The 12,855-nt window shown below is 65.3% G+C and carries 13 protein-coding genes and 1 tRNA gene; all 14 read left to right on the top strand.

Annotated elements, in window-relative coordinates; all coding sequences use genetic code 11:
- Positions 1–579: tetratricopeptide repeat protein (locus VF497_RS05550; protein WP_330886634.1), on the top strand; the 579-nt coding region annotated here is incomplete at its 5' end.
- Between the two features lie 67 nt (positions 580–646).
- Complete coding sequence (locus VF497_RS05545) at positions 647–2,296, top strand: M28 family metallopeptidase (RefSeq protein ID WP_330886633.1); 1,650 nt, start codon at positions 647–649, stop codon at positions 2,294–2,296.
- The gene (locus VF497_RS05540) at positions 2,296–2,937 is read left to right on the top strand and encodes an outer membrane lipoprotein LolB (RefSeq protein ID WP_330886632.1); all 642 of its coding nucleotides are present in this window, start codon (positions 2,296–2,298) and stop codon (positions 2,935–2,937) included. The genes VF497_RS05545 and VF497_RS05540 overlap by 1 nt, the downstream gene beginning before the upstream one ends.
- Entirely contained in the window at positions 2,922–3,821 is a 900-nt protein-coding gene (ispE, locus tag VF497_RS05535; RefSeq protein WP_330886631.1) for a 4-(cytidine 5'-diphospho)-2-C-methyl-D-erythritol kinase, read from the top strand. The genes VF497_RS05540 and ispE overlap by 16 nt, the downstream gene beginning before the upstream one ends.
- Positions 3,822–3,922: 101 nt before the next feature.
- Positions 3,923–3,997 (top strand) — tRNA-Gln (locus VF497_RS05530).
- A gap of 110 nt (positions 3,998–4,107) precedes the next feature.
- Positions 4,108–5,043, top strand: a complete 936-nt coding sequence (locus VF497_RS05525) for a ribose-phosphate diphosphokinase (protein WP_330886635.1) — start codon at positions 4,108–4,110, stop codon at positions 5,041–5,043.
- Positions 5,044–5,264: 221 nt separating this feature from the next.
- Positions 5,265–5,951 carry a 50S ribosomal protein L25/general stress protein Ctc gene (locus VF497_RS05520; RefSeq protein WP_330886630.1) on the top strand — a complete coding sequence of 229 codons (687 nt, stop codon included), beginning with the start codon at positions 5,265–5,267 and terminating at the stop codon, positions 5,949–5,951.
- A gap of 69 nt (positions 5,952–6,020) precedes the next feature.
- Positions 6,021–6,602, top strand: a complete 582-nt coding sequence (gene pth, locus VF497_RS05515; protein WP_330886629.1) for an aminoacyl-tRNA hydrolase — start codon at positions 6,021–6,023, stop codon at positions 6,600–6,602.
- Between the two features lie 81 nt (positions 6,603–6,683).
- The gene (gene ychF / locus VF497_RS05510; RefSeq protein ID WP_330886628.1) at positions 6,684–7,775 is read left to right on the top strand and encodes a redox-regulated ATPase YchF; all 1,092 of its coding nucleotides are present in this window, start codon (positions 6,684–6,686) and stop codon (positions 7,773–7,775) included.
- 147 nt (positions 7,776–7,922) lie between these two features.
- Positions 7,923–8,732 carry a phytanoyl-CoA dioxygenase family protein gene (locus tag VF497_RS05505; RefSeq protein ID WP_330886627.1) on the top strand — a complete coding sequence of 270 codons (810 nt, stop codon included), beginning with the start codon at positions 7,923–7,925 and terminating at the stop codon, positions 8,730–8,732.
- Entirely contained in the window at positions 8,729–9,841 is a 1,113-nt protein-coding gene (locus VF497_RS05500) for a zinc-binding dehydrogenase (protein ID WP_330886626.1), read from the top strand. The genes VF497_RS05505 and VF497_RS05500 overlap by 4 nt, the downstream gene beginning before the upstream one ends.
- Positions 9,838–10,677, top strand: a complete 840-nt coding sequence (locus VF497_RS05495) for an alpha/beta hydrolase (RefSeq protein WP_330886625.1) — start codon at positions 9,838–9,840, stop codon at positions 10,675–10,677. Before VF497_RS05500 ends, VF497_RS05495 begins: the two co-directional genes overlap by 4 nt.
- Positions 10,674–12,245: an alpha-amylase family glycosyl hydrolase gene (locus VF497_RS05490; protein ID WP_330886624.1), complete on the top strand. Its 1,572-nt coding sequence runs from the start codon at positions 10,674–10,676 to the stop codon at positions 12,243–12,245. The genes VF497_RS05495 and VF497_RS05490 overlap by 4 nt, the downstream gene beginning before the upstream one ends.
- Before the next feature lie 32 nt (positions 12,246–12,277).
- Positions 12,278–12,855, top strand: a 578-nt coding sequence (locus VF497_RS05485) for an AraC family transcriptional regulator (RefSeq protein WP_330886623.1), incomplete at its 3' end; no start/stop codon positions are given.

Raw genomic sequence — 12,855 nt, 5'->3', positions numbered from 1 at the left:
CGCGTCGCCGACGAGGCGAAGACGCTCGGCGAAGTGTTCCTGCTCGAGGCCGAACTGGTCGGCGACAAGGGCAGGAGCGAGGCCGATGCGATCGCGGTCTACGATCGCGGCCTGCAAGCCTTGCCGGATGACCCGCGCCTGCTCTACGGGCGCGCGCTGGCCTGTGCGAGCGCCGACCGCGTCGACGAGGCGATCCGCGACCTGCGCCGCCTGCTCGAATTCAAGCCCGACAACGCCGACGCGTTGAATGCGCTCGGCTACACCCTCGCCGATCGCACCGACAGGAAGACCGAAGCGCTCGGCCTGATCGAGAAGGCGCTCGCGCTCAAGCCGGGCGAGCCGGCGATCCTCGACAGCATGGGCTGGGTGCAATATCGCCTCGGCAATCTCGACGCCGCGGTCGAGCAGTTGCGTCGTGCCTACACCAAGCAGCGCGACCCCGAAATCGCCGCGCACTTCGGCGAAGTGCTGTGGGTGTCCGGGCGCAAGGACGAAGCGCGCCAAGTCTGGGAAGAGGGGCGCAAGAAGGATGCCGGCAACAAGGTGCTGCTCGAAACGATCAAGCGATTGGCTTCGTAGTTGCGCCTGCGCGTCGTCGCGAAGACTTTCGGCTTAGAATCATGTCGTCCTTTCAGATGATGCCTTGATGAAATTTCTGCCTGTTGCGTTGTCGTTCTGCGCTTTTGCCTTGCCCGTCGCCGCGCAACAGCTCAGTGCCGAGCGCATCGCGAACACGGTGCAGACCCTGTCCTCGGATTTCTTCGAAGGTCGCGCGCCCGGCACGCGCGGCGAGGAGCGTTCGGTCGGCTATCTGATCGGCCAGTTCGAGGCGCTCGGTCTTGCGCCGGGCGGCAAGGACGGCGGTTGGGTACAGGCGGCGCCGTTGCTGCGCACCAAGCTTGGCGTGCCGAAGGCGCTCGGCGTCAATGTCGGCGGCAGCCTGCAGTCGTGGCAGCGCGGCAACGAAGTGTATCTGTCGACAGTCCGTCCGGACGATCGTGCGCTGATCGAGCGTGCGCCGCTGGTCTTCGTCGGCTACGGCGTCAATGCGCCGGAGCGCCAATGGGACGACTTCAAGGGCGTCGATCTCAAGGGCAAGGTCGCGGTGTTCCTCGTCAACGATCCGGACTTCGAAGCGACGAAAGACGAGTCGGTCTACGGCCGCTTCGGCGGCAAGACGATGACCTACTACGGTCGCTGGACCTACAAATACGAGGAAGCCGCGCGCCATGGCGCGATCGGCGCGCTGATCGTGCACGACACGCCCGGCGCGGGTTATGGCTGGAACGTCGTCGTCAGTCCGCATGGCGAGAACTACGACATCGTGCGCGCGCCGGACAAGCTGACCTCTCTCGCGCTGCAGGGCTGGATCTCGGGCGATGCAGCGACGAAATTGTTCGCCGACGCGGGCCTCGACCTGGCCGCGCAGCGCAAGGCCGCGCGGCGCGCGGATTTCCGCCCTGTCGTGCTCAAGGGCGAGACGTTCTCGGCCGATATCCCGGTCGAGCACGAGGTCGTCGAAAGCCACAACGTGCTGGCGAAGATTCCGGGCACGACGCGCGCCGATGAAGTCGTTTTCTACGGCGCGCATTGGGATGCCTACGGCAAGGGGCCGGCTGATGCGCAGGGCAACACGATCCGTCGCGGCGCCAATGACGACGGCATCGGCGTCGCCGGCCTGATAGAGATCGCGCGCCAGTTCAAGGCGCAGCCGGCGCCGAAGCGCAGCATCGTCTTCGGCGTGTGGACCGCGGAAGAGCGCGGCCTGCTCGGCTCGGAGGCTTATGCGCTCGATCCGGTCTATCCGCTGGAAAAGACCGTCGCCAATCTGACCATCGACGTGCTGCAAACCGCCGGCAAAGCGCGCGACGTGATTCTTGTCGGCGGCGGCAAGGACAGTCTCGAAGACGATCTCGCGCGCTTCGCCAAGTCACAAGGACGCACGATCACGCCCGAGAGCCTGCCCGAGCGCGGTCTGTTCTATCGCGCCGATCATTTCTCGTTCGCCAAGCGCGGCGTGCCGGTGCTGCTGATGATGGGCATCGCCGGCGCTTCCGATCTCGTCGACGGTGGCCGCGCGGTCGGGCAGAAGTGGGTCGACGACTACACCGGTCATTGCTATCACCAGCCCTGCGACGCCTATGGCCCCGACTGGAAACTCGACGGTGCGGTGCAGGACATCACGCTGATGTACGCCATCGGTCGCGACCTCGCCAACTCCGCGCTCTGGCCCGAATGGAAGGCGGGTTCGGAGTTCAAGGCCGTGCGCGACAAGAGCGTGGCATCGCGGCGCTGATGCAGATTCGTTCGATGGATTTCCCCGAGCGTTCCGCGATGCGCACACTTCGCCTGCTGCTTTCGGTGGCCCTCGTCTCGATGCTCGCCGCCTGCGCGCCGATGCGCGTGAAGCAGAACGCGGCGACGCCGGAAGCGCTGGCCGCGCAGGACGCGCGTGAGGCGGCGCTGGCGGGCAAGTCGCGCTGGACGCTGGAGGCACGCATCGCCGTATCGGGGGCGAACGGCGGCTCGGGTGATTTGACCTGGCGTCAGGACGGCGACGCGTATTCGTTCAGCGTGCGCGGTGCGAACGGTCGGACCTTGCGGCTCAGCGGCGACGCCGATCATGCGGTGCTTGAAGGCGTCGATGCGCAGGCCGAGGTCGGTCGCGATCCGCAAACGCTGCTGCGCGAGCGCCTCGGTGCCGAAGTGCCGTTCGCCGCGCTGCGTCGCTGGGCGCTGGGCCTGCGTGTCGCAGGCGATCCGGCGCAGATGCAATTCGGCGAGAAGGAATTGCCGGCGCAACTGGTGCAGGGAGGCTGGACGGTCGAATATCTTGACTGGTTCGACGATCTCTCGCCGCCGTTGCCGAAGAAGGTGTTCGCGACACGCGGCAAAGACAAGGTCAGGCTCGTGATCCAGTCATGGAGTTTCGATTGACGACCGCGGCCGAAGGCGGATGGAGCATCTGGCCTGCGCCGGCCAAGCTCAATCTGTTCCTGCACATCGTTGGCCGCCGCGCCGACGGCTATCACCTGCTGCAGACGGTGTTCCAACTGCTCGACTGGGGTGACACGCTGCGCCTGCGTGTGCGCCACGATGCGCAGATCGTGCGCGTGGATGGCGCGCCCGGGATCGAACCGGAGCACGACCTGTGCGTGCGTGCCGCACGCGCTTTGGTCGAATATGCTGAAGCGGAGTTCGGCGTCGATATCGCGCTGGAAAAGCGCATTCCGATGGGCGGCGGCCTCGGTGGTGGCAGCTCGGATGCGGCGACCGTACTCGTCGCGCTCAACGAATTGTGGGAGACGGGCCTGTCCGTCGACGAACTGGCGGAACTCGGCCTGCGCCTCGGCGCCGACGTGCCGGTGTTCGTGCGTGGCCATTCCGCCTGGGCCGAGGGCGTTGGCGAAAAGCTCGTGCCGATCGTGCTGCCGCCGCGCGAATACGTCGTTCTCGACCCGCGCGCGACGGTGCCGACAGTAGCGCTGTTCCAAGCTGCGGAATTGACACGGAATTCCCCTCCGGCGACAATAGAGAGCTTTCTTTCAGGGATTGAAACGGGCAACATTTTCACTCCGGTCGTGCGTGCGCGCTATGCGAATGTCGCGGCGGCGCTGGACTGGCTCGGTCGATTCGGGGATGCGCGATTGAGCGGCAGCGGCGGCTGTGTTTTTGTCGCAGTGAAATCGCGCGATGAAGCCGAAGCCATCGTGAGTGCGTGTCCGACGGAGTTTTCGGCGTATCGCGCACACGGTGTGAATCGATCGCCGTTGTTCGATGCGGTGGATGCGTATCGGATTGGTAAAGAGCTGAAAAGATAATTGGAGCCCCGGCTTGCGCCGGGAAACGCTCTTTGAAGAGTCCAGCATGGATGCTGGTCTGTTCTTTGCCGTCAGGGAGGACGGCTGAAATGACGAATCGGTGGGCCGTCGCCAAGCGGTAAGGCACCGGGTTTTGATCCCGGCATCCGTAGGTTCGAATCCTACCGGCCCAGCCACCCTGCAACGATCGAACCCTGACAAGGTCCAATCCGTGAACACGATCAATCCGGCGGCAGGTTATTCCGGAACCTATCCGCTCGGCCGCGGCGAACGCAGCGGCTGGCAGATTTTTTCGGGCAACGCCAACCGGCAGCTCGCGCTCGACATCTGCAAGGTGTTGAACGTGCCGCTCGGCAAGGCGCAGGTGACGACGTTCTCCGACGGTGAAGTGCGCGTCGAGATCGACGAAAACGTGCGCCGCCAGGAAGTGTTCGTGATCCAGCCGACGTCGGCGCCGACCGCGGAAAACTTCATGGAACTGCTGGTGATGATCGATGCGCTCAAGCGCGCGTCGGCCGCCAGCGTGACCGCGGTGATCCCGTACTTCGGCTACGCGCGGCAGGATCGCCGCCTGCGCTCGGCGCGCGTGCCGATCACGGCCAAGGTGGCGGCGAAGATGATTTCGACGGTCGGCACCGACCATGTGCTGACCGTGGATCTGCACGCGGACCAGATCCAGGGATTTTTCGATATACCGCTGGACAATGTATACTCTTCGCCGGTCATCCTCGCCGACATCTGGCGCTACAACCGCCCCGAAGAGTTGATCGTGGTCAGCCCCGACGTGGGCGGCGTGGCGCGCGCACGCGCGATCGCCAAGCGCCTCGATGATGCGGACCTCGCGATCATCGACAAGCGCCGGCCGCGCGCGAACGAGGTTGCGGTGATGAACATCATCGGTGACGTCGAAGACAAGGTCTGTGTGCTGATCGACGACATCGTCGACACCGCGGGCACGCTCTGCGCCGGCGCCGAGGTACTGAAGAAGAACGGCGCCAAGCGCGTGGTTGCCTACTGCACGCATCCGGTGCTGTCGGGGCCGGCGATCCGCAACCTCAACGGCTCGCAGCTCGACGAACTCGTTGTCACCGACACGATCGCGCTGTCGGAGGAGGCGAAGGCCTGCAGCAAGATCCGTCAGCTCAGCGTGGCGGAACTGCTGGCGGAGACGATCCGCCGCATCGCGTTCGGCGAGTCGGTGAGCTCGCTGTACGTGGACTGATTTTTTTTTTGCGCGACACCGGGCATCCTGCCGCGGGTCGCGTGCAAACGGTCGCGGCATAGCCGCGCCACGTTTACCGCAACATCGCTTGTGCGATGCTGCGTCGGCACATCCCTGTGCCGAGACCACCGGCTGGAGCCGGTAACCCACTCCCCTGGTCGCGGGGGAGTGTCATCACCGCCGCGAGGCGGTTCAACTGCAACACAAAGGTAGTTTCAAAAATGGCAACTTCACATGTAATCAAGGTCGAACGCCGTGACAACGACGGGAGGGGTGCGAGCCGCCGCCTGCGCAACACGGGCAAGGTTCCGGCCATCGTCTACGGCGGCGAACTCGCCCCGGTCAGTATCCAGATCGAGCACAACGACGTCTGGCTTGCCTCGCAGCACGAATGGTTCTACTCGGCCATTCTCGACCTGTCGCTCAACGGCGACGTGCAGAAAGTGCTGCTGCGTGACCTGCAGCGCCATCCGTTCAAGCAGCAGCTGATGCACCTGGACTTCCAGCGCGTCGACGAGAACAAGGCGATCCGCATTCGCGTGCCGCTGCACTTCCTCAACCAGGAGAAGTCGCCGGCCGGCAAGAAGGCGGGCGTGCTGATCTCGCATGCGCTCAACGACATCGAAATCTCCTGCTTGCCCAAGCATCTGCCGGAGTACATCGAAGTCGATCTCGCCAATCTCGACGTGGGCGACATCGTGCATCTTTCCGAGATCACGCTGCCCGAGGGTGTGGAAATCCCCGAGCTGCGTCTGGGCAAGGAGCACGATGCGGCCGTGGTCACCGCCGCGGAAGTCAAGGAAGAAGTCGAAGCCGCTCCGGTGGAAGCCGCCGCTGCGGGCGCTACCGCTGCCGCCGCTCCGGCCGCTGCTCCGGCCGCCGCTGCGAAGAAAGACGAGAAGAAGTAACCGCCTCGGCTCCCGCTGCCGTCTGGTGGCGGGAGCCGTGTCCGGCGGGTGCGTGGCACCCGGCTCGTCATGGCGAATTTGCGTCTTCTCGTCGGCCTCGGCAATCCCGGGTCCGAACATCTGCGAACCCGGCACAATGCCGGGTTCTGGTTTATTGACGCCTTGGCGCAGGCGCACGGTGTGCGTTTCGGCATGGAGTCGAAGCTGCACGGCGAGACGGCTAAGATCGTTGTCGACGGCCTGACGCTATGGCTGCTCAAGCCGACGACCTACATGAACAAGAGCGGCATCGCGATCCAGTCGGCATTGCGCTACTGGAAGATCGAACCCGAGGAAATGCTCGTCGCGCACGACGACCTCGACCTGCCCGCAGGCGCGGCAAGGCTCAAGTTCGATGGCGGCCATGGCGGGCAGAACGGCCTGCGCGACACGTTTGCGCATATCGGTCACGGCAAGTTTCACCGGCTGCGCCTTGGTATTGGCCATCCGGGTGACAAGAATCGCGTCACGTCCTGGGTGCTCGGTCGGCCCGGTGTCGACGATGAGAAGGCGATCATCGATGCGGTCGGACGTTCGCTCGAGGTATTGCCGATTGCGGTGCGTGGAGACTTCAACGAGGCGATGAAGAAGTTGCACACGGCGAAAGAGTAAGACGCCAGATGCAAGATGTGAGATTCGCAATGGCGAGTCCCCACGTTTTGCATCTTTCGTTTTCCGTCTCACGGACTCCTCATGGGCATCAAATGCGGCATCGTCGGCCTGCCGAACGTTGGCAAGTCGACTCTCTTCAACGCGCTGACCAAGGCGGGCATCGCCGCGGCGAACTTTCCTTTTTGCACGATCGATCCGAACGTCGGCGTCGTGCCGGTGCCCGATCCGCGCCTCGAGGCGCTTTCGAGCATCGCCAAGCCGCTCAAGATCATCCCGACTTCGATCGAGTTCGTCGACATCGCGGGCCTCGTCGCCGGTGCTTCCAAGGGCGAAGGGCTCGGCAACAAGTTCCTCGCGCACATCCGCGAGGTCGATGCGATCGCGCACGTCGTGCGCTGCTTCGAGAACGCGGACATCGTCCACGTCGCCGGCAAGATCGATCCGATCTCCGACATCGACACGATCGATACCGAACTCGCGCTTGCCGACCTCGACTCGGTCGACAAGGCTTTGCAGCGCGTCGAGCGTTCGGCCAAGTCTGGTGACAAGGAAGCACTGGCCAAGCGCCCTGTGCTGCAGAAGCTCGCGACGGTACTCAGCGAGGGCAGGCCCGCACGCGCGGCCGGCCTCGACGACGACGAGAAGGCGCTCGTGCGCGATCTGTTCCTGCTGACCTTGAAGCCGTTGATGTACATCGCCAACGTCAAGGAAGACGGCTTTCACGACAATCCGTTCCTCGACAAGGTCGTCGAGCGCGCCAAGGCCGAAGGCGCCGAAGTCGTGCCGGTGTGCGCGGCGATCGAGGAGGAACTCTCGCAGCTCGACGACGCCGACAAGATCGCCTTCCTGCAGGACATGGGCCTCGACGAGCCGGGCCTGAACCGCGTGATCCGCGCCGGCTACAAATTGCTCGGCCTGCAGACCTACTTCACCGCGGGCGAAAAAGAGGTTCGCGCCTGGCAGGTGAAGAAGGGCGCGACCGCGCCGCAGGCGGCCGGCGTGATCCATACCGATTTCGAGCGCGGCTTCATCCGCGCCGAGACGATCGCCTACGACGACTACATCAAATACAAGGGCGAGGCCGGAGCGCGCGACGCGGGCCGTTTGCGCCTTGAAGGCAAGGAGTACCTGGTCAAGGAAGGCGACGTGCTGCATTTCCGCTTCAACGTCTGAGCAGCAGCGTACGCTGTGGCCTCCGCGACGGCGTGGAGGTCATGAATCCGATAGTTTTCCCGCTTGGTTCGACAACGCCCGCCGATGCGATTCGGCGCTCACGAGCCTAGTATCGCCACATCTGCAACCCGCTGAGGAAGCGCGCACGTGGCGATCGATCTCGACAGACCCCATGCGTTGACGGAGCGGCAGCTCGCCGATTTCCGCCGCGACGGTTTCGTCCGCCTCAAGGACGTGTTCAATGCCGACGAATTGCGCCACTACGGCGAGGAGATCGCGCGGCTCACCATCGCGCTGAACACGCAGACTCTGCCGCTCGAACAACGCAGCACCTACGACCGCGCCTTCCTGCAGGTCATGAATCTGTGGGAGCAGGGTGGCCTCGCGCGCGAGTTCGTGTTCGGCAAGCGCCTCGCCGGCCTCGCTGCCGCGTTGCTGCAGGTCGACGGCGTGCGCCTCTACCACGACCAGTCGCTGTACAAGGAGCCGAGCGGCGGCTTCACTCCCGCGCATGCCGACCAGTTCTACTGGCCGCTCGCGAGCGACCGCTCGATCACTGCGTGGGTGCCGTTGCAAGCCGTGCCTATGGACATGGGGCCGCTGGCGTTCTACGCCGGCAGTCAGCGCGAGGAATTCGGTCGCGATCTGGAAATTTCCGACGAAAGCGAGCGCGCGATCACCGCGAATCTCGATACCCAGGGCTTCCGCGTCGTCGACGAGCCGTTTGCGCTCGGCGAGGTGAGCTTTCATCTCGGCTGGACTTTCCACCGCGCCGGTCCGAACCGCTCTGCGAATCCGCGTTCGGTGATGACCGTGATCTACATGGATCGCGACATGCGCCTGCAGGCCCCGGTCAACAAGATGCAGCAGGCCGATTGGGAGCGCTGGTGCCCCGGCGCGAGGGTCGGGGAGATCATCAACACACCGAAGAATCCGGTGCTGTTCGAGCGCGCATGACTGCCGCCGCTGTCAGCGGACCTGCGTTGATAGGCGACGGTGCCGGTGGTTTCGTCGTCGACACGATCGAGGTCGATGCGCCGGGGCCGGGCGAAGTGCGCGTCGCGCTCGCCGCCGCGGGTGTTTGCCACACCGACCATGCGGCATTGAATTGGCCGGGGCCGCTGGTGCTAGGCCACGAGGGTGCCGGACATGTCGATGCGATCGGCGCGGGCGTCACGGGTTTCGCGCCCGGTCAGCCGGTGCTGCTGAACTGGGCGATTCCCTGCCGCGCATGTTTCCAGTGTGGTCGCGGCGCCGATGCGCTGTGCGAGCGCACCCACGAACTCGATCCCACGCGTTTCGGTACGAGCCGCGCGCATGCCGGTGCGACGCGCTGGCGCGGGCGCACGATCGAGCGCGCGTTCCACTTGGGCACGTTCGCAAAATATACTTTGGTGCGTGCCGAGGCGTTGACGCCGTTGCCGCCGCGACTGCCGCTCGATCACGCCTGCGTGCTCGGCTGTGCGGTGATGACCGGCGTCGGCTCGGCGATCAACGTCGCCGCGGTCGCACCGGGCGAATCGGTGGCGGTTCTCGGCTGCGGCGGAGTCGGCCTCAACGTGGTCCAGGGCGCGCGTCTCGCAGGTGCGCGCACGATCATCGCGATCGATCGCGTGCCTGCGCGCCTGCAGCGTGCGCGGGAATTCGGCGCGACCCACGCCCTGCGTGCCGGAGACGGCGACCACGAAGATCTGGTCACGGCCGTGCGCGCGCTCAGCGACGGCCGCGGCGTCGATCACGCGTTCGAGGCGACCGGCGTGCCTGCGCTCGCATTCCTGCCGTTGCGTCTCACGCGCAACGGCGGCAATGCGTTGCAGGTCAGCGGCGCGCATGGCCCGGCAACGCTGGAGTTGCCACAGTTGTTCTGGAACAAACGCTACCTCGCGCCGCTGTACGGCGGTTGCGTGCCGGCGCGCGATTTCCCGCGCCTGCTCGACTGGGTCGCGCAAGGCCAACTCGAACTCGCCGCGCTGATCAGCCACCGTTATCCGCTCGCGGCGCTGGCCCAGGCATTCGACGACATGCTCGCCGGGCACAGCAGCAAGGGTGTGCTGCAGATCGCATGAGTGCGAATTCGCCGCCGCTGCGCAATATCGAGCGATCCGATCCCGCGATCGACACGGATGGACTGCAATTCGTCACGGTCAAAAGCGCCGCGCTGCGGCGTCGCGCGGACATCAGCGTGTTCGTGCCGGCGCAAGCGCGCGGCGTCGACGATCTTCCGATCGTGCTGTTGCTGCATGGCGTGTACGGTTCACACTGGGCGTGGGCGCTGAAGGGCGCGGCGCATCTCACCGCAACGCGATTGATCGCAGCAGGCGCACTGCCGCCCGTCGCATTGCTGATGCCCTCGGATGGTCTCGCCGGCGACGGCTCGGGTTACGTGGCGCATGCGTCCGAAGACGCCGAACGCTGGATCGTCGACGAAGTGCCGGCGCTGGCGTGCGCGATCGTGCCCGGCTGCACGCAACGTTCGCCGCTGCTCGTCGCCGGCCTGAGCATGGGCGGTTTCGGCGCGCTCAGGCTGGCCGGGAAATATCCGCAGCGCATCGCCGCTGCCGCGGCACATTCGGCGATCACCGACGTCGCGCAGCTCGACGCGCTGCTTGATCACGGGCGGGAAGATTGGAGCGCCGCGCCTGCCGACCGCAGCGTTCTCGCCGCACTGCTCGGCGCGCAAGCCGTGCTGCCGCCGCTGCGCTTCGACTGCGGGCGCGAGGATGCGCTGCTCGACGCCAATCGCGAGCTGCATCTTGCGCTTGCCGCGGCCGGCGTCGCGCATCGCTATGTCGAGAACGCGGGTGGTCACGATTGGCGGTACTGGACGCAGGCGCTGGCCGACACGCTGCGTTTCTTCGGCGAGACATTGCGCGGCAGGACTGGATCGGAGAGCCCGGAATGAGAATCCTGAAATCATTGGTCGCAAGCTTCGTCTTCGCCGTGCTCGCGGCTTGTGCCACGACGGGGAAAGTCGCGACGGCGCCGCTGTCGCGGTCCGATGGCGAGGTGTTTTATCACGTCATGCCGCGCAGCTTCCGCGATGGCAACGGTGATCGTGTCGGCGATCTCAAGGGGTTGACCGAAAAACTCGACTATCTGCGTGAGCTCGGCATCACTTCGATCCTGCTCACGCCGCTGCAACCCTCGCCGTACTACCACAACTACTTCGCCACCGAGTTCAAGGCAATCGATCCCGCCTACGGCACGATGGACGACTACTTCGCCTTCGTGCGCGCCGCACACGCGCATGGGCTGAAGGTCTACCTCGACCAGGAGTTCCAGTACGTCGCCGAAGGCCATCCCTGGTGGGAGGAGTCGAAGTGCAAGCCGGGGGCGCCCTGGGCGGACTACCTGCTCTGGCGCGACAAGGAACACTGCGTCGCGGAGTATTTTCTCGACAAGCCGAAATGGAAAGGCTACGACGGCCGCGACTACGGCATCGCGATGGTCGACTTGAAGCAGCCGAAGGTGCAGCGCTACTTCCGCGACCTGATGCTGTTCTGGATCGATCCGCATGGCGACGGCAGTGGCGTCGACGGTGTCGATGGCCTGCGCATCGACCACATGATGGACGATCTCGACAACAAGGGCATCGAGAAGCATCTGTTCGCCGACTTCTGGACGCCGATGTTCCGCGAACTCAAGGCGCGCCGCCCGAACCTGCGCATCCTCGCCGAGCAAGCGGACTGGGGCTATGGCGACGACTGGCTCAAGCGCGGCCACGCCGATCTCGTCTTCGCCTTCCCGCTGCGCGGCGCGCTGACCAAGCTCGACAAGCGCGAGATCGTCGACGCGATCCGCGTGACCGAGGCGAAGACGCCGCGCGGCAAGGGCCAGGTGCTCTTCCTCGAAAACCACGATGTCGACCGCTACATGTCCGTCGTCGGCGACGATCCGGCGCGCGCTCGCGCGGGCGCGGCAATCCTGCTCGCGCTCAAGGGCGAGCCGCTCATCTACTACGGACAGGAACTCGGCATGCGCGGCCGCGAGTTGAAGAACATCGAAATCTCCGACGGCATCCAGATTCCGGCGCGCGAGGCGTTCCGCTGGCAGGCCGACCTCGAGGCACCGGGTTCGGCGATCTGGTATCGCGGCGGCGAGCGCTGGTGGAGCGAGCGTTACAACCGCTCGCATGACGGCGTCTCGCTCGAGGAAGAAGAGGGCAGGTCGGATTCGATCTATCGCTGGTATCGCAAACTGCTTGCGCTGCGCCATGACCGGATGGAATTGCGCGTGGGCAGCCAGCGCATCCTCTGCGATGACCGCACCAACGTGCTCTGCATCCTGCGCTCCGCTGGGCCGCGCCAGACCTTGCTGATCGTCAATCTGGGCCAGGCCGAGGCGCGTCCCGAATTGGATGCTGCAACGGTTGGCCGAACCGACTGGATCGATCTGCTCGACGACAAGCCAGCTGCTCCAGCCGATGCGCCCTTGAAGCCGATGCAGGTGCGTTTGCTAGGTACACGCTGAGTTTCAGTCGCGGCGGCTGAACTTCGGCGACAATGGCCAACGTGACGCTGCCCCATCTCGATCGCCCGATCTGCGAACCGGTCGAACTCGGCCCGGGTGCGCCGGTGCGCGTCGTGCGGGTCCGGCAGGGCCGCGAGGCGTTGCCGAGCGAGCCATTCCCGCATTTCCATGATGTGTACGAATTTGTGCTTTTCGGCGACGTTGACGGACAATTCGCGACAGAAGGCCGGCGTTACAGCCTGCGATCGCGCAGCATCGCCTATGTGCCGTCGATGCGTCAGCACGATTTTGCGCTGGCGCGCGGTCCGCGTGACTGGGTGTTGGTCCAGATCGATGCCGCGGCTGGCGATGCGCTAACGCGCAAGCCGGGCCTGGCGTTGCTTGCGCAGTCATTCTGCGCGCGGCCGGCCGCTGCCTCGTATCGGCGCCTGCGTGCGCTCGCCGAGTGGCTTGCCGACATAGCCCCTGCCGATCCGCTGGCGCTGCCGCTTGCCGAATTGCTGCTGCGTGCCGCGGTTCGTACGCCTCGCGTCGAGGGCGTGGCCGCGGATGTCGATCCGAACGATCTCAAGCGGCTGCGTCCGGCCATCGATCGCCTGCGCGCGACGCC

The sequence above is a fragment of the Rudaea sp. genome, assembly GCF_036383415.1.
GTDB lineage: Bacteria > Pseudomonadota > Gammaproteobacteria > Xanthomonadales > Rhodanobacteraceae > Rudaea.
The sequence above is the reverse complement of the archived record's forward strand: the minus strand, read 5'-3'. Positions and strand labels throughout refer to the sequence as shown.